This window comes from Clostridium thermopalmarium DSM 5974, from assembly GCF_002995795.1.
GTDB lineage: Bacteria > Bacillota > Clostridia > Clostridiales > Clostridiaceae > Clostridium_H > Clostridium_H thermopalmarium.
Genome location: NZ_PVXN01000053.1, coordinates 1 through 16,759 on the forward strand (window position 1 = coordinate 1; position 16,759 = coordinate 16,759).

Annotated in this window: 14 protein-coding genes and 1 pseudogene; 13 read left to right on the plus strand and 2 right to left on the minus strand. The window is 31.4% G+C overall.

Features of this window, described 5'->3' with window-relative positions:
• Positions 1 to 467: 467 nt before the first annotated feature.
• The 6 genes and pseudogenes from CPAL_RS09085 (at position 468) to CPAL_RS09110 (ending at position 8,404) form a co-directional block, all read left to right on the plus strand.
• Positions 468 to 863 carry a DUF3888 domain-containing protein gene (locus CPAL_RS09085; RefSeq protein WP_106024460.1) on the plus strand — a complete coding sequence of 132 codons (396 nt, stop codon included), beginning with the start codon at positions 468 to 470 and terminating at the stop codon, positions 861 to 863.
• Positions 864 to 1,027: 164 nt separating this feature from the next.
• On the plus strand, positions 1,028 to 2,551 hold the full coding sequence (locus tag CPAL_RS09090) for a WD40/YVTN/BNR-like repeat-containing protein (protein ID WP_106024461.1): 1,524 nt from the start codon (positions 1,028 to 1,030) through the stop codon (positions 2,549 to 2,551).
• A gap of 5 nt (positions 2,552 to 2,556) precedes the next feature.
• A complete protein-coding gene (locus CPAL_RS09095) occupies positions 2,557 to 3,036 on the plus strand; it encodes a hypothetical protein (protein WP_106024462.1) in 480 nt (159 codons plus the stop codon).
• A gap of 451 nt (positions 3,037 to 3,487) precedes the next feature.
• Positions 3,488 to 4,519, plus strand: a pseudogene (locus CPAL_RS09100) (FGGY family carbohydrate kinase); the annotation flags it as partial.
• 247 nt (positions 4,520 to 4,766) lie between these two features.
• Positions 4,767 to 7,331, plus strand: a complete 2,565-nt coding sequence (locus tag CPAL_RS09105) for a glycyl radical protein (protein WP_061857660.1) — start codon at positions 4,767 to 4,769, stop codon at positions 7,329 to 7,331.
• A gap of 140 nt (positions 7,332 to 7,471) precedes the next feature.
• The gene (locus CPAL_RS09110; RefSeq protein ID WP_061857659.1) at positions 7,472 to 8,404 is read left to right on the plus strand and encodes a glycyl-radical enzyme activating protein; all 933 of its coding nucleotides are present in this window, start codon (positions 7,472 to 7,474) and stop codon (positions 8,402 to 8,404) included.
• 110 nt (positions 8,405 to 8,514) lie between these two features.
• Here CPAL_RS09110 and CPAL_RS09115 read toward each other — a convergent pair whose 3' ends face one another.
• Complete coding sequence (locus tag CPAL_RS09115) at positions 8,515 to 9,261, minus strand: response regulator transcription factor (protein WP_061857658.1); 747 nt, start codon at positions 9,259 to 9,261, stop codon at positions 8,515 to 8,517.
• A 23-nt stretch (positions 9,262 to 9,284) separates the two neighbouring features.
• A complete protein-coding gene (locus tag CPAL_RS09120; protein WP_106024463.1) occupies positions 9,285 to 10,496 on the minus strand; it encodes a sensor histidine kinase in 1,212 nt (403 codons plus the stop codon).
• Positions 10,497 to 11,121: 625 nt separating this feature from the next.
• On the opposite strand from CPAL_RS09120, the gene pduA reads away from it, so the two are divergent.
• From pduA to CPAL_RS09155, 7 genes are all read left to right on the plus strand, one after another.
• Positions 11,122 to 11,403, plus strand: a complete 282-nt coding sequence (pduA, locus tag CPAL_RS09125; protein WP_061857656.1) for a propanediol utilization microcompartment protein PduA — start codon at positions 11,122 to 11,124, stop codon at positions 11,401 to 11,403.
• Between the two features lie 22 nt (positions 11,404 to 11,425).
• Entirely contained in the window at positions 11,426 to 12,271 is an 846-nt protein-coding gene (gene pduB / locus CPAL_RS09130; protein ID WP_061857655.1) for a propanediol utilization microcompartment protein PduB, read from the plus strand.
• A gap of 162 nt (positions 12,272 to 12,433) precedes the next feature.
• Positions 12,434 to 12,937 (plus strand): BMC domain-containing protein, encoded by a 504-nt coding sequence (locus CPAL_RS09135; protein ID WP_061857654.1) that lies wholly within the window; start codon positions 12,434 to 12,436, stop codon positions 12,935 to 12,937.
• Positions 12,924 to 13,574, plus strand: coding sequence for a phosphate propanoyltransferase (locus tag CPAL_RS09140; RefSeq protein ID WP_061857653.1), 651 nt, complete (start codon positions 12,924 to 12,926; stop codon positions 13,572 to 13,574). The genes CPAL_RS09135 and CPAL_RS09140 overlap by 14 nt, the downstream gene beginning before the upstream one ends.
• Before the next feature lie 5 nt (positions 13,575 to 13,579).
• Positions 13,580 to 14,428 carry an ethanolamine utilization protein EutJ gene (gene eutJ / locus CPAL_RS09145; RefSeq protein ID WP_106024464.1) on the plus strand — a complete coding sequence of 283 codons (849 nt, stop codon included), beginning with the start codon at positions 13,580 to 13,582 and terminating at the stop codon, positions 14,426 to 14,428.
• Between the two features lie 13 nt (positions 14,429 to 14,441).
• Positions 14,442 to 15,209 carry a flavoprotein gene (locus tag CPAL_RS09150; RefSeq protein ID WP_061857652.1) on the plus strand — a complete coding sequence of 256 codons (768 nt, stop codon included), beginning with the start codon at positions 14,442 to 14,444 and terminating at the stop codon, positions 15,207 to 15,209.
• Positions 15,210 to 15,264: 55 nt separating this feature from the next.
• Positions 15,265 to 16,731, plus strand: coding sequence for an acetaldehyde dehydrogenase (acetylating) (locus CPAL_RS09155; RefSeq protein WP_061857651.1), 1,467 nt, complete (start codon positions 15,265 to 15,267; stop codon positions 16,729 to 16,731).
• Positions 16,732 to 16,759 lie beyond the last annotated feature (28 nt).

Sequence of the window (16,759 nt, forward strand, 5' to 3'; positions counted from 1 at the left end):
CTTCTCTTAATATTTCTTCCTTCAATTCTTTTGTATAAGTTCTTCCTCTCATGGCTTACCTCCAATCACTTTCTACATTATAATAAATGTATAGGCAATTGTCCAAATCAATTTAGGGGCTTATGAGAATGAGGCTTTTATAATGAAAGCGGGACTAAGGACGTCAAGTTAGTCAGTTTCAGAGATAAGTCAAATTTGATGATTTTAGTATTAAATTTCAAACGCAAAAAGCAAGCACTTTATAATTATGTGAAAATAAGTAGGGTTTACAATGTAAAACAAAGTATACAGATATATCTATTATATACTACATATAACTTTAAAAGCAAAAAATATAAGGCATACATTTTTAATTTAATATTAAGTTGTACTACAAAGTAATCTCCTTTCAAATTTAAAAGTAATGTGAATATTACAGTGAAATAATAACATAATAACTATAAGTAAAAGGAGGTGTTGCAGTTATAATGAAAAAAATAGTATATACTGTAGTAGTTTTTATGATCACTATTACTATGTGTGCACTTTGTTGCAGTGGAAAAACAAAAGCCTTTAGCGAAAAAAAGGAAATTCAGTTAGAGAAAGTAGCTGCTAATTATTGTAATGAAGCTTTATTGTCATTTGCATATCCGTTTATTACTAAAGCAGTTTATGACTATTATGGTACTAATAAACAGTTTGATTTGTTTGATGCTAAAATACTTAGTATTGATAAGCCAAGTGAAGCATTTACTTATAGGGTTATAATACAGATAAATACTTTTACTGGAGCACATAATCCACCTCTAGGCACGGATACGATAACTATAGAAACTAGTCCAGAAAGTACAAAAGTAATTAATTTTATTCATAAATCAGAGTAAATATAGAAATAAGCCTGTGTTTTTAGTGTGGGCTTATTTTTGTTATATAGCATAAAAAATTAGATGGTAATAATAAAATATATTAACATAAGTAGAAAATAAATGTAAAATTAGTATATAATGTTACATAAATTGCGATAATTAATGTATGAGGAAGTGATTTGATGTTTAAAAAGATCACCTTTTGTATATTAATCTTATTAGGAATAGTTATATTAGCAATGAACTATAAAAATATATTTGGCAGCCCAAAAACTGTACATGCTGTAGCTTTCAAGCCAATAAATATGTATGAGGCTTATAAATTATCATTATTGACAGTAAAAAAATTAAATAAAAATGCTCAAGTATGCTATATCAGTAGTGTTGATGATCCAAAATTAAAAGATATGAATGAAGGTGTAGACGGAAAAAGAAGATTTTGGAATTTAGATTTCGCTGTTCCTAAAACAGATCAACACTATATAGTGACTATACATGACAAAGATGTAGTTAGCTGTAAAGCAGTGAAGAGTGTAGTTGAAGAGGAAACCATTATGAATGATGAAAAAAGTATATTAAATGCTTCAAATAGACTAAAAGATATAAAAGATAAATATAATATCAATCCGAGCATTGGTTGGGCATCAGGATATCATTTTAGGTTAAACTTAGAAGATAATAAATATATGGTGACAGTAATAGGAACTGATAATAGTGGAAATATGGCTAAGATTTTTGTTGATTCACTTACAGGTAATATTGACTCAGCTATTCATAAAATAAGAGTAGGTGGGGGACTGTTCAAGGAGAAGAATAAAATTCAACCGTTAGAAAGTAAAATATTTGGAGCTGTAGGAGCAGCTAAAGCAGATAACTTTCAAGGCGAAGAAGTTATTGCAATTTGGGGGTTTAGCGGAGATTCTGAGTCCTCTATAAAACCAGTGTCGTTAATAACAGCTGATGGGGGACAATCCTGGAAAAAATTAAAATTAAATTATAATATAGCGAGATTATGGTTTTCATCAGGATATAAAAAAAATAAGACTATGTATATAGTAGCAGACTCGGGAGCGTATGTATCAAAAGATGATGGAGATACTTGGGTAAAAACGATTGATATTTCAGGAGATATAATTTATGGATGTAGTATTAATAGAAATAATGTTTCTATAGTAACACAAAAAAAGTTATACATTTCTAATGATGAAGGTAATAATTGGACTATTAAAAACGTACCTGAAGGAGCTCAAATAATTAAGAGTGATTTAGATGAAAAGTTGATTATGATAAAGAATAATCAACTATTTATAGAGAATAGTGGGGGTTGGATAAAGTTGTCTACTCCATTAAATGATGATATTGAAGGGCTAGAGGTCAAAGACAATAGCATAATAATATATAATTCTAAAAAAATTGCTATATTGAATAAGAATACAAATAAATGGACGATGCTTGAGGTGCCTGTACAAATAAAAAACATTTTTATAGATCAAAGTTTAAACGGAGGTTATTCAATTTACATATATACACCTGAGAATAGCCTATATAAATTAAAACAAGGAGGTGATTTTATAGAGTGGACTAATGAAAAAATAGATGTACCACAATATGAGCAGCTGGTAACTATCATATCAGGGTACGATAAAAAACTATATTTTTGTACGGTCCCACAGCAACGGTGGGAAGAAATTAAAAAGGGGATGTAGAACTTATGAAGTTAATGAAATTAAGCAAGATTTTTGTGATGACATTAGTAATAGGAGTAGCTGCCATTACTATTACAAGTGCTAAAACTGTAAAAGCAGATGTATTTTATGAATTATCTCAAACTGTTACAGGCTATACAGGCAGTGGATATACTGCAAGTCAAAAGACTCCTAAAATAGGATATGTTGCAGTTCATCCTAAGGAACCGATAAGATATCCTGGTGATCTTAGAGCTTTGGATCCTTTAATTCCATTTGGTACCATGATAACTGTATTAAATAACAATCCAATACCAACTCCAACAGGATTACGTAGTATTTTTTATGTAGAAGACACTGGTGACACAAATTATGCGAGATACAATGCTGGAAAGCTTACTTATCATTGGATAGATGTATATTGTGGTGCTAGTACATCATCAAATATAGCATTTGCTAATAATAATCTTAATGCTATAGAGAGAAATTATATGTGGGAAAACTAGCTAAAAATAAAAAGCTATATATAATAACTATTCACATGCTTAATGCATTATTACATAATGATAAAAAATTTTATATCCTATAAATATAATATAGAGGTTCTGTCTTCAAATTTTGTTTTGAGATAGAACCTCTATATTATTATAAGAAAGAAATGGATCTTTATTAGTTATTCATATTGAAAATACATCTAAAGGATTATATTAAAACATATCTGATTTAATTTAATTCCATTTCACTCCATTCAGTTTTAAAATCTTAGTATATAACTATTTTTGTTAAATAGATGTGAAATAATTTAAAGATTTTTTGAATATAAGCAGAAAATTTGTTGTATTTTATAATATAATATATAAATATAGGTGTGTAAATCATAAAAAGTAATACATAAGCTCTACACATACTGACTTATAAGTGTTTTGAGGATATTACACATAAATACAAGTAAGTATAAAAGAGGGAGAATTAATATTTGGTAATGTAGACACATGGTTAATCTGGAATCTAACTAAAGGAAAGGTTCATATAACAGACTATACAAATGCATCAAGAACAATGCTTTATAATATTCATGAATTAAAATGGGACGATGAAATTCTAGCAGAATTAAATATACCAAAATCAATGCTTCCAGAAGTTAAACCTTCTAGTAAGATATATGGAGAAACAGATCCATCAATCTTTGGTTCACCTATAAAGATTGCAGGGGATGCTGGAGACCAACAAGCAGCACTATTTGGTCAAATTTGCTGTGAAGAAGGTATGGCTAAAAACACTTATGGAACAGGATGCTTCCTTCTTATGAATACAGGACATAAAGCTGTAGAGTCTAAGAATGGTCTTCTTACAACTATGGCAGCTAGCTGTACAGAAGAAGTTGAATATGCTCTTGAAGGAAGTATATTTATAGGTGGAGCAGTTATTCAGTGGTTGCGTGATGAGCTTAGAATTATAAGCAATTCTCCAGAGTCAGAGAAATATGCAACAGCTGTTGAAGATTCAAATGGAGTTTATTTAGTACCAGCTTTTGTTGGACTTGGAGCACCATATTGGGATTCTTATGCAAGAGGAACTATAGTAGGACTTACAAGAGGAGCTAAGAAGGAACACTTAATAAGAGCTGCTCTAGAATCTATGGCATATCAAACTTATGATGTATTAAAAGCTATGGAAGAGGATTCAGGAATAAAACTACAAGCATTAAAGGTTGATGGAGGAGCATGTGCTAACAACTTCTTAATGCAATTCCAAGCTGATATTTTAGGTACTCCAGTACAAAGACCAGAAGTTATAGAAACAACAGCACTAGGAGCTGCTTATCTTGCAGGCCTTGCAGTAGGATACTGGAAGGATAAAGAAGATATAGCTGCTAACTGTAAGATTTCAAGAACCTTTGAGCCTAATATGGACGAAGAAAAACGTGCTAGATTAATTAAAGGATGGCACAAAGCAGTAGAAAGATCACAAAACTGGGAAGAAAAATAAAAATTAATTAAAAATGGCTATGATGTGTGGTAATCCCACATATCATAGCCATTTTTGCTATTCCACAAATATAAAAAATAAACATAAGTATTATTATACATATCAAAATAATACATCATATCATAATCTATATAATACAAAAACAGGTCAAAATAATCAAAAAAGATTTAAGGATTTAGCAATAAAATTTATATATAAACAAGTTATATTAGTGTTAAAAAGATATTTATATTAAGGGGGATTGAAAGTGAATGAAGTTTTAAACAAAAATTACAATTTGCCTAAAAGCAAAAGAATAGACAAATTAATTAATGATTTATATACTGTAACACCTGAAATTGAAGCGCAAAGAGCAATCTTAATAACCGAATCATATAAAGAGACTGAAGCATATCCAATAATAATTAGAAGAGCTAAAGCGTTAGAAAAGATATTAAATGAAATGGATATAGTAATTCGTGATGGAGAGCTTATAGTTGGTAATTTAACTAAAAGGCCTAGAGCAGCTTCAGTATTTCCAGAATTCTCAAATAAATGGTTGTTGGATGAATTTGAAACTCTAGCAAAAAGAAAAGGTGATGTTTTTCTTATATCAGAAGATACAAAATCTAAGCTTAAAGAAGTATTCAAATATTGGGATGGAAAAACTACAAATGAACTAGCTACAGAGTTAATGTTTAAGGAAACTAAGGAAGCAATGAATGCTGGAGTATTTACAGTTGGAAATTATTATTTCAATGGTGTAGGACATATTTCTGTAGACTATGCCAAAGTATTGGCTAAAGGTTTTAATGGTATAATTGCAGAAGCTGAAGAAGAAAGAGAAAGGTCCGATAAAACAGATCCAAATTACATAAAAAAAGAGCAATTTCTAGAAGCTGTAATAATAACTTCAAAAGCAGCAATAAATTTTGCTAAACGTTTCGCAGATCTTGCAAAAAAATTAGCTGAAGAAACAACAGATAATGATAGACGTTTAGAATTATTACAAATAGCTGAGAATTGTAAGCGTGTACCAGGAAATCCTGCTACAACATTTTACGAAGCGTTACAATCTTTCTGGTTTGTACAAGCTATAATACAAATAGAATCAAATGGGCACTCAATTTCACCTATGCGCTTTGACCAATACATGTATCCATATTTTAAGAAGGAATTGGATGCAAAAACTATTACAATGGAAAAAGCTCAAGAATTATTAGATTGTCTATGGGTAAAATTTAATGATGTTAATAAAGTAAGAGATGAGGCATCAACTAAAGGCTTTGGTGGATATCCAATGTTCCAAAACTTAATAGTAGGAGGTCAAACATCAGAAGGATTAGATGCAACTAATGAATTATCTTTTATGTGTCTTGAAGCTACAGCACATACTAAATTACCTCAACCTTCTATATCTATAAGAGCATGGAGTAAAACTCCAGATGAGCTTTTATTAAAGGCAGCAGAAGTAAGCCGTTTAGGATTAGGAATGCCTGCTTACTATAATGATGAAGTCATTATACCATCCCTAGTAAATCGCGGCCTAAGCATTGAAGATGCAAGAGATTATGGAATTATAGGATGCGTTGAACCACAAAAAGGTGGAAAAACTGAAGGATGGCATGATGCAGCATTCTTTAATATGGTAAAAGTATTAGAAATCACCATTAACAATGGTATGGATAATGGAAAACAAATAGGACCTAAAACAGGGGAATTTACTTCGTTTAAATCCTTTGATGAATTTATGAGTGCATATAAGACTCAAATGGAGTACTTTGTAAAGCTTTTAGTTAATGCAGATAACAGTGTGGATATAGCACATGGACAAAGAGCGCCACTTCCATTTTTATCATCTATGGTTGATAATTGCATAGTTAAAGGTAAGTCTGTTGAAGAAGGAGGAGCTTATTATAACTTTACAGGTCCACAAGGAGTTGGTGTTGCCAACGTAGCTGATTCATTGGAAGTTATTAAAAAGCTTGTTTTCGAAGAAAATAAAGTTAGCTTAGCAACACTTAAGGATGCTTTAGACACTAACTTTGGGGAAACTAAAGCAAACCCAATAGCCGAGCTCGCTAATAGTATTAATGGAGTAAATGGAATACAAAACTTGACACGTGAAGATATAATGAAAGTTATTGAAAAACTAATATTTGAAGAAAAGAAAATTTCATTAGAAGATTTAAACCATGGAAAGGATATTAATCTAGGAGGATACGGGCATAAGGAAAGTCTTCGCCAAATGCTAATAAATAGAGCTCCTAAGTATGGTAATGATATAGATGAAGTAGATGATCTAGCAAGAGAAGTAGCATTATTATACTGTAGAGAAGTTGAAAAATACACTAATCCACGTGGTGGAAAGTTTCAACCAGGATTATATCCAGTTTCCGCTAATGTGTCTATGGGAGAACAAACAGGAGCAACGCCAGATGGACGAAAGGCAGGAGAGCCTTTAGCTGATGGAGTATCACCAATATCAGGAAGAGATAAAAATGGTCCAACAGCAGCAGCTAATTCTGTGGCTAAATTAGATCACTTTATAGCTTCAAATGGTACATTATTCAATCAAAAATTCCATCCTTCTGCATTAGAAGGTCAAACAGGTTTGCAGAATTTAAGCGCATTAGTAAGAGGATTCTTTGATAATAAAGGTATGCATGTACAATTCAATGTAGTAAGTCGTGAAACACTTGTAGATGCTCAGAAGAATCCAGATAAGTATAAGAACCTAGTAGTTCGTGTGGCTGGATACAGTGCTCATTTTACATCTTTGGATAAGTCAATTCAAGATGATATTATAAGAAGAACTGAACATTCATTCTAATTTGTTCTTACTTCATTTTAAATAAGGGAAGAGTTTTTTAACTACTTCCCTAATTTTTTACAAACAGCATTCTACTTATTAGGATAGGCGCTTGTTATTAAGTGTGTTAGATAATACTTTTAATTATAGGAGGTAAATTAATGTTGAGTCATCAAGTAGACTTTAATAAAAAAGGAGTCATTTTTGATATACAGAGATATTCCGTTCATGATGGCCCAGGAATTCGTACAATATTATTTATAAAAGGGTGCCCTCTATCTTGTATATGGTGTAGTAATCCAGAATCTCAGTGCATAGAACCACAAATAATGTTTTTTTCTAAAAATTGTATAGGATGTGAAAGATGCTATGAAGTTTGCGGAAAAGGGGCTATAGATTTTAATCTTCCTAGCAGAATTAATAAAGATAAATGCGTTAAATGTGGCAAGTGTGTTGAGGTTTGTTATGCAGAGGCATTAAACATGACAGGAAATGAAAGAACTGTGCAAGAATTATTATCAGAATTAAAAAAAGATAATGTACATTATAGACGTTCTGGTGGAGGCATTACATTATCTGGTGGAGAAGCATTAGCTCAGCCAGAATTCACTATAGAATTACTAAAAGGATGTAAGGCAAGTGGGTTTCATACTGCAATTGAAACAACTGCTTTTTCAAATCCAAGTGTTTTAGAAAAGGCATTGCCTTGGCTTGATTTAGTTATGCTTGATATTAAACATATGAATTCAAATAAACACTATGCATATACAGGTCAGTCCAATGAATTAATATTGAATAACTCAAAGTTAATAGCAGAATCTGGAGTGCCTCTAATAATAAGAGTACCTATAATTCCCACAGTTAACAACGATGAGGAAAATATTAGGGCCACAGCTAATTTTGCGAAGGACTTAAAAAATGTTAGTGAAATACATATCTTACCATACCATGCTTTTGCACAAAATAAATATGAATCTTTAGGATATGAATATAATATGAAAGATTTGCAGCCACCTACTAGGGAAGAACTTAATAATATAAAAAAAATAATAGAAGAGTATGGGTTTATATGTAAGATTGGTGGAATAGATTAGAGTTACATTCACATTAGATAGACTTCAGTTAATATTAAAATGAAGGTATACATTACTCATAGAAAATCATTGTGGAGTGATGTATACCAATCTTTAATATATAGATAATATTAAAGATTATTTTTATATTTACATTTGAATTTATAAGGTGATAAATTTTCATTTTTATAGAAGACCTTACTGAAATATGACACATCAGAGAAGCCTACTTCCATGGAAACTTGAGTTATAGATTTATCTGTATTAATTAAAAGTTTCTTAGCTTTTTCAATCTTTAAGTTAGTAACATATTGTGTAAAGGTTATACCAAGCTTTTGTTTGAAATATCTACTTAGATATTGAGAATTTAAATGAACATGATTAGCAACAGTATTTAGACTAATATCTCGTGAATAGTTATTGTCAATATACTTTAATACAGCTTTTATTGTATTTTCAGATATATCTTTAGATTTTAAGTCTTTTACTTTTATAGAATCTACTTTTTCAATAGATTTTAGAGCTTTATTTACAACCATTTTTAAATCGATTGGCCTTATAGGTTTTAATAGATAATCGATAACTCCATATTTTATAGCAGTTTGTGCATAGCTGAACTGTTCATATGCGGTGATTATGATGGTTTTCACATTAGGAAGAAACTCTATTATTTCCTTTTGAGCATCTAAGCCGGTTTTTTCTGGCATTTTTATATCCATGAGTATTATATCTGGTTTAAATACCTTAGCTTTTAATACTGCTTCTTCACCATTTTTAGAATCCTCTATAATATCAATGTTATAAAATTCTTTTTTTAATATAATTCTTAATGCCTTTCTTTCAAGAGGCTCATCTTCAACAATCATAAGTTTATACATTCTAATCACCTACTTATAACATATTATTTTAGTTTGGGAATAAATATAGATACTTTAGTTTCAATATTTGGCTCACTTTTTATTTTAAGTCCATAGTTTTTACCAAAATAATGTTTAAGTCTATTGGAAGTATTTTGAATACCAATGCCAAAACTAGTATCAGATAAATCTTCAGCGATGTTCAATATATTAAGAATACTACTATCGATTCCTTTTCCATTATCTATAACGTCAATTACCATATCTTTTTCAGAAACAGAATAAGCTTTTATCTTTATATGTCCGCCTTCCTTTTTTGTTTCAAGGCCATGAACTATGGAATTTTCAACAATAGGTTGAAGTGTCATGGCTAGGATCCTACAGTCATTAAGAGAGTTTTCTATTTCTATTTCATAGGTTATTCTATCGCTGTATCTCATGGTCTGAATGAAGAGATATCTTTTTATATTATCAATTTCGTCTTTTAGCTTGGGAAATTCTTCTACATTTCTTAGATTGTACCTTAATAGGTCAGATAGATTATATATTAGTTCTTCTGTTGTAGGAGCATCTTCAATTAAGGCCATCCTACCAATAGTGTTTAAAGTGTTAAATAGAAAGTGAGGATTGATTTGAGCCTTTATGGTCTTTAGCTGCATTTTCTTAGCATATTGTTCAAGTTTCATCTTATCTTGACTTTCTTTAAGCAGTTTTTTTTGAATAATAGTCTGCATACCCATTTGGGCTATGTAATTTGCAAGAAAAGTATAAAATTCTGTGCAGTTTTGCACATAGTCGCTTTCAACAATTTCTATACATTCAGCAGCTTCAGTTAATTTATCTAATGGAATTTCATACTCTTGAGAAATTCTATTTAAGTCTATAGAGTCTCTTGTTTGTTGGCCTTTTAATAGAACTTGTCCGCCTAATACAGCTCCTAAATAGATATCGTTTACAATAATAGGCGCAGCACAATCTATAAGACCAGCATGACAAGTGTATACACGAGTTTTTTTATCCTGAACAGCAAGAAAGCTTGCTTGAGCATCACAGGATATGCATCTATTGCACCCCTTTGGTGACGAGCGAATAAGTTTACAAAATGGAGTAAAGTTATTTTCCTTGCAAACTGGTATACCATTAATATCTACTGTGATTGCAGAAAAGTTAACTATCTTTGCTAACTTATCTTGAATATCTTTTAAAGTCTTGATATTGATGATATCACTAAACTTATAATCTTTTAATGAATCCATTTTATATCCCCCGTAAAATATATAGAGTTCTGCTAAGTTATATGAACATTGATTTCTTTCCAACTGTTGATATGCAATAATAGCCTTTGCAGTAAAGACTGTAGTTATAAGTCATTCAAGTAAAAGCACTATACAAGGAAAACTTAATATTATAAGGCCTGTTTTATATAATTAACCAATACAACTATATACATCCAATAGCCCCAAAATATATGTATATTATATCATACAGATATCAAGGTTATCAATTTAATTATAGAAATGGTTAGTATCAAGCTCTAGTTGGCAAATCTGTTTTAATAAATTTATCAATTATAACTTTAGTTAGAATCTCCTTTTAAAATGGTTTCGCCAGCAGTCAGTGAATAGATGATTTATGCTTATGGGAGGCGTTTTTCTATCACCAGTTATGTTTTGCAGTAATTATTACTGAATTTGTATGCTAAGATTATACTTTAAGATAAAAATATAATAAATTGTTTATAAGTCAAAATAGTACAATAATTATGCATATTTATAGTACAAAATTCAGTCAAATTAATAAAAAAACTTTAATTACTTAGGTAATAGAATAGAAATATAACTTGTTTATTAAATATAAAATTTTTTGGAGGTGCGATTTTTTATGGGACAAGAAGCATTAGGAATGATAGAAACCAAAGGATTAGTGGCTGCTGTGGAGGCTGCAGATTCAATGGTTAAGGCTGCAAATGTTGTTTTAATAGGATATGAAAAGATAGGATCAGGTCTTGTAACGGTTATGGTTAGAGGTGATGTTGGAGCTGTTAAGGCTGCGACAGATGCAGGTGTTGCTTCAGCAAAGAGAGTAGGAGAAGTTATTTCTGTACATGTAATTCCAAGACCACATACAGATGTAGAAAAAATACTACCTTCGTTTTCCAAATAAATAAGAACTTTGAGGTGGGACTATGGATCAAGATATAATAAATCAAGTTTTAGAAGAAATCCGAAAAAGAGTAAATATAGAAAGCTCCAGCAATGATTTATCCAATATTACGCCAAAATCATGCCAGGAGATTGAAGAAAAGGAAGAAAAAAGGGAGGCTAAAACTATGTATGATGATGTACCTACAATAACAGAATATGTAGGATGTACAATTGGAGATACAGTTGGTCTAGTTATAGCTAATATTGATTCACATATTCATGAAAAAATGAAATTAGATCCAAAGTATCGTTCTTTAGGTATTATAAGTTCAAGAACTGGTGCAGGTCCACATATTATGGCGGCAGATGAGGCAGTAAAAGCTACTAATACTGAAATCGTATCAATAGAAACTCCAAGAGATACAAAGGGTGGGGCTGGACACGGATCATTAATAGTTTTTGCTGCAGAGGATGTATCAGATGCAAGAAGAGCAGTAGAAGTTACACTAAAAGATGTAGAGAGGACTTTTGGAGATGTGTATGGTTGTGATGCAGGACATGTAGAACTTCATTATACAGCTAGAGCAAGTCTTGCACTTGAAAAGGCATATGGTGCTCCAATAGGAAAAGCCTTTGGAATAATAGTGGGAGCTCCAGCGGCAGTAGGACTTGTTATGGCAGATACAGCAATGAAAACAGCTAATGTAGACTTAGTAACTTATGCAAGTCCAGATGAAGGTACTGCGCATTCAAATGAAATCATTATAACTATAACAGGAGATTCAGGAGCTGTTAGACAATCAGTGATAGCGGCAAGAGAAGTTGGATTAGGCATATTAAAGTCTATGAAACAAAATCCTGTTTCAACTACGAAGCCTTATATTTAAAATACATAAAGTAAAGGCTAAGAGAGTAATGAAACGTTATATTTGAAGTTATATTAAAAATAAAACATCCTTTTTTATGCTATTAAATGGAAAAGGATGTTTTAAAATTATATAACATGAAAAGCTATGTAAAGCAGTAGAAAAAGGTGGTGTTTACAAATAATGGAGGCAGTAGGATTTATAGAAGTTCGTGGTAAGCTTCCAGCTATTGAGGCGGCAGATATTTGTCTTAAGTCTGCTAATGTTAAATTGATAGGGTGTGAACTTACAAAGGGAGCTTTAGTAACAGTAAAGATAGAGGGAGATGTTGGTGCCGTAAAATCAGCAATTGATGCCGCCAAAGTTAGTGATATTGTTAAAAGTAAGTTGATAGCTAGTTTAGTTATTCCAAGGCCAGCAAAGGGTATAAGTTCAATGTTGCAATTTGATAAGGATAAAGAAAAGGAATTTGTAGAAGAAACGAAGGATATTGAAGGTAGAAAAGAAGTTATAGATATAAGCGATGCTAAGAAAAATGAAAAACCAGAAAGCGTAAAAGAGGCTACATGTAATTTATGCCATGATTCAAAGTGCGGCAGAAAAAGAGGACAACCTAAAGTTCTATGCATACACTTTAATAAAAAAGTAGAAAATTCTGAGGGTGATATAAGTTATGAAACTAGATGAAACACTCATTAAAGATATAGTTTTAGAAGTAGTAAAGAAATCTAATGTTAAGAATAGAAATTTATGCATACCTGTAGGTATATCTAATAGGCATATCCATTTAACTCAAGAGGACTTAGAAGTCCTGTTTGGTGAGGGATATAAGCTTACCCCAAAAAAGAAATTAGGTCAGCCAGGACAATTTGCATCTGAAGAAACTGTATGTATTGCAGGTCCAAAAGGATGTTTTACAAATGTGAGAGTTTTAGGACCTGTGAGAAAGTATAGCCAAGTTGAAATTTCAAAAACAGATGCAGTTACTTTAGGTATACAAGCTCCTGTAAGAAGATCAGGGAATATACTTGGTTCAGCCTCTTTATGCGTAATTGGACCAAAGGGGATGAAGGTATTTAATGAAAAGGTTATATGTGCAAAAAGGCATATACATATGACTAAGAAACAAGCTGAAATATTTGGGGTGAAGGATGAAGATTTAGTCGAGGTTGAAACAACAGGAGAAAGAAAAGTTATATTCAGGGATGTGCTTATACGAGTTACTGAGGATTCTGAGCTTGAAATGCATATAGATACTGATGAGGCGAATGCTGCAGAAGTAAAAAGTAAAGATTTAGTAAGAATTTGTGGGATAAATAGGTGAACGCCATGTTAGAGATTGCTAATGAAATTATAAAAAGTATGGAAGAGAGAATTATAGATGAAAATTTAAACTTTAAAAATAAAAGTATAAGTGTTGAAAAGCTAACTGAAAATGACATAAAAGTAGGGGTGGATTTAGGAACATCCAATATTGTTATAACAGTTTTAGATAAGTTTAATAATCCTATAGGTGGAGCTTTAAAATCTGCCAGTGTAGTAAAGGATGGAATAGTAGTAGATTACATAGGTGCAGTAAATATCGTTAGAGAGCTTAAAGAAAGAGTGGAAAAAAAACTTAAATTATCTCTTAACTACGCAGCAACGGCTATACCACCGGGAATAATTAAAGGTAATGTTAAGGTTATTGAAAATGTTGTTGAATCATCTGGTTTTCAACTTACTAATGTTATAGATGAACCAGAGGCGGCTGCAAAGGTCCTTCATATAAAAGATGGAGCTGTTGTAGACATAGGCGGAGGTACAACAGGTATATCTGTATTAAGGAATGGAAAGGTAATCTTTTCGGCCGATGAACCAACAGGAGGAACTCATTTAACATTAGTTACAGCGGGAAATTTTGATATATCATTTGAAGAAGCAGAGAACTATAAAAAGGATGAGAATAATTACAATATGGTCTTCCCAATTGTTACACCAGTAATTGAGAAAATGGCAGATATAGTGTTAAAAAGCGTTAGTGGATATGATATAGAATGTATTTATTTAGTTGGTGGAACTTGCTGCTTAAAAGGATTAGAAAATGTTTTCCAAAAGTATACTTCAATAAAATCCATAAAGCCGTATAATCCATTACTTATTACACCAATTGGAATTGCTATGAGCAATGAAAAATGAATGAGGTGCTGTTATGAACATTGAAGATATAGTAAAAAGTATAGTGAGAGAAATATTGCCTCTACTCAATAAAAAGATATTGATTTTTATAAGTGGAGGTAAAGTCAATTCTGAAATTTTATTAAAGGCATTATGTGACTTTAGCACTGTGGAGTACAGTATTGTAATGTCACAAGAGGCAAAATTAATCATTGATAGAGAATTGTTAGAAGAGTTAAATGGTAATATCATAGAATCTACAGAAAAAATTGATGATTGTATAAAGAATTCAGAATTTGTGTTAATTCCTATACTTACACGAAATACTTTGAGTAAGGTAGCTCTTGGTATAGAAGATAATATTGTTACAACTGGCATAGCACGATCAATAATGCTCAATAAAGAGATTATAGCTGTTAGAGATAGCTATGATCCTAAAAATTCCATTAATATTTCAGAAGGCTTTTCAAGTAATTCTGCATATAATTCAATGCTTTTAGAATATGAAAAAAAGTTGGAGAGTTTTGGTGTTAAATTCATTGACTCAAAAGAATTTAAGAGGACTATTCAACACAAATTTTTTAATTCAGTACCTAGAAGTTCCATCAAAGAAAAAGAAGATATTCCAGCAAAAGACACTACAAATAAAGCAAGAGTTGAATTTAACTCTTCGATTTTAACAGTAAAAGATATCAATCAGATATTAAATGACGGAGTCATTACTCTAAGGAAAAATACAATAATTACTCCTCTTGCTAAGGATTACATTTATAATAACAAAATTAAAGTTGAATTTTGTTAGTATTTTTTCTATTAAAATTTTGAATATAGTTAATTATAGAAAATGGAGGATAATAATGGAAGTATTAGATAAAGATTTACAATCAGTACAAGAAGTAAGAAATCTTATTGCAAAGGCAAAAAGAGCTCAAGATAAGTTTAAAAATTTTTCTCAAGAGCAAATAGATAAAATTATTAGAAATATGGTGGAGGCAGTAGAAGCTGAAGCTAGCAGACTTGCAAAGATGGCTTATGAAGAGACAGGCTTTGGTAAATGGGAAGACAAAGTATTAAAAAATAAATTCGCCAGCAGAACTGTATATAATCACATAAAGGATATGAAAACCGTTGGAATTCTTAATGAAGATAAAGAAAAAAGAATATTAGAGGTTGCTGTACCGGTGGGAGTTATTGCAGGACTTATTCCTTCAACAAACCCGACTTCAACTACAATTTATAAATCTATAATATCACTTAAGGCAGGAAATGCAATAGTATTTTCGCCGCATCCAAGTGCTAAAGAGTGCATAATAGAAACTGCAAAAATATTAAGCAAAGCGGCTGTTGATGCTGGGGCTCCTGATGGGATAATTGGATGTATTACAGTTTTAACTATGGAAGGAACAAATGAATTAATGAAGCATAGAGATGTTTCGTTAATATTGGCTACTGGTGGAGAGGCAATGGTTAAAGCTGCTTATAGTTCAGGTACACCAGCTATAGGAGTTGGACCTGGAAATGGTCCAGCCTTCATAGAAAAATCAGCAGATGTACAGCTTGCAGTTAAGAGAATAATAGATAGCAAAACCTTTGATAACGGTGTAATATGCGCATCAGAGCAGTCGATTGTTGTAGAAGAGTGCAATAGAGAAAAAGTTGTTTCAGAATTAAAAAGACAAGGAGCGTATTTCCTAAGTAAAGAGGAATCTGATAAACTAGGAAAGTTCATTTTAAGAGAAAATGGAACAATGAATCCTAAGATAGTAGGAAAGAGCGCACAAGTATTAGCTGATTTAGCAGGGATTAGCATACCATATGGAACGAAGGTGCTGATTTCTGAGCAAAGTACAGTAGGAAAGAATAATCCTTATTCAAGGGAGAAGCTTGCTCCAATACTTGCATTCTATTGCGAAGAAAATTGGGAGAAAGCATGTAAAAGATGTATTGAATTATTGATGAATGAAGGAAAGGGACATACTCTTGTAATTCATTCAAATAATGAAAAAATAATAAAAGAATTTGCACTAAAAAAGCCAGTATCAAGAATACTTGTTAATGCTCCAGGGGCTCTAGGAGGAATCGGAGGAGCAACAAATCTAGTACCTGCTCTAACCTTAGGCTGTGGTGCAGTTGGAGGAAGTGCAACTTCAGATAACATATCACCTATGAATCTATTAAATGTAAGGAGAGTAGCTTATGGGGTTAGAGAATTAGAAGATTTAAGAGAAAATGAGCCTAAAAATCAATGTGAGGATAATGACTCAGTATCTGAAAAGGATATAGAGAATATAGTTAAAAGTCTTTTATTAAAGTTACAAAGGTAAATGAGGAAATTTTAGAAAATTTCATTAA

What these genes read in the sequence shown, in the direction of transcription:
- CPAL_RS09085 (WP_106024460.1), top strand. Translation starts at nt 468, where the DNA reads ATGAAAAAAATAGTATATACTGTAGTAGTTTTTATGATCACTATTACT.
- CPAL_RS09090 (WP_106024461.1), top strand. Translation starts at nt 1,028, where the DNA reads ATGTTTAAAAAGATCACCTTTTGTATATTAATCTTATTAGGAATAGTT.
- CPAL_RS09095 (WP_106024462.1), top strand. Translation starts at nt 2,557, where the DNA reads ATGAAGTTAATGAAATTAAGCAAGATTTTTGTGATGACATTAGTAATA.
- CPAL_RS09110 (WP_061857659.1), top strand. Translation starts at nt 7,472, where the DNA reads ATGTTGAGTCATCAAGTAGACTTTAATAAAAAAGGAGTCATTTTTGAT.
- CPAL_RS09115 (WP_061857658.1), bottom strand. Translation starts at nt 9,261, where the DNA reads ATGTATAAACTTATGATTGTTGAAGATGAGCCTCTTGAAAGAAAGGCA.
- CPAL_RS09120 (WP_106024463.1), bottom strand. Translation starts at nt 10,496, where the DNA reads ATGGATTCATTAAAAGATTATAAGTTTAGTGATATCATCAATATCAAG.
- pduA (WP_061857656.1), top strand. Translation starts at nt 11,122, where the DNA reads ATGGGACAAGAAGCATTAGGAATGATAGAAACCAAAGGATTAGTGGCT.
- pduB (WP_061857655.1), top strand. Translation starts at nt 11,426, where the DNA reads ATGGATCAAGATATAATAAATCAAGTTTTAGAAGAAATCCGAAAAAGA.
- CPAL_RS09135 (WP_061857654.1), top strand. Translation starts at nt 12,434, where the DNA reads ATGGAGGCAGTAGGATTTATAGAAGTTCGTGGTAAGCTTCCAGCTATT.
- CPAL_RS09140 (WP_061857653.1), top strand. Translation starts at nt 12,924, where the DNA reads ATGAAACTAGATGAAACACTCATTAAAGATATAGTTTTAGAAGTAGTA.
- eutJ (WP_106024464.1), top strand. Translation starts at nt 13,580, where the DNA reads ATGTTAGAGATTGCTAATGAAATTATAAAAAGTATGGAAGAGAGAATT.
- CPAL_RS09150 (WP_061857652.1), top strand. Translation starts at nt 14,442, where the DNA reads ATGAACATTGAAGATATAGTAAAAAGTATAGTGAGAGAAATATTGCCT.
- CPAL_RS09155 (WP_061857651.1), top strand. Translation starts at nt 15,265, where the DNA reads ATGGAAGTATTAGATAAAGATTTACAATCAGTACAAGAAGTAAGAAAT.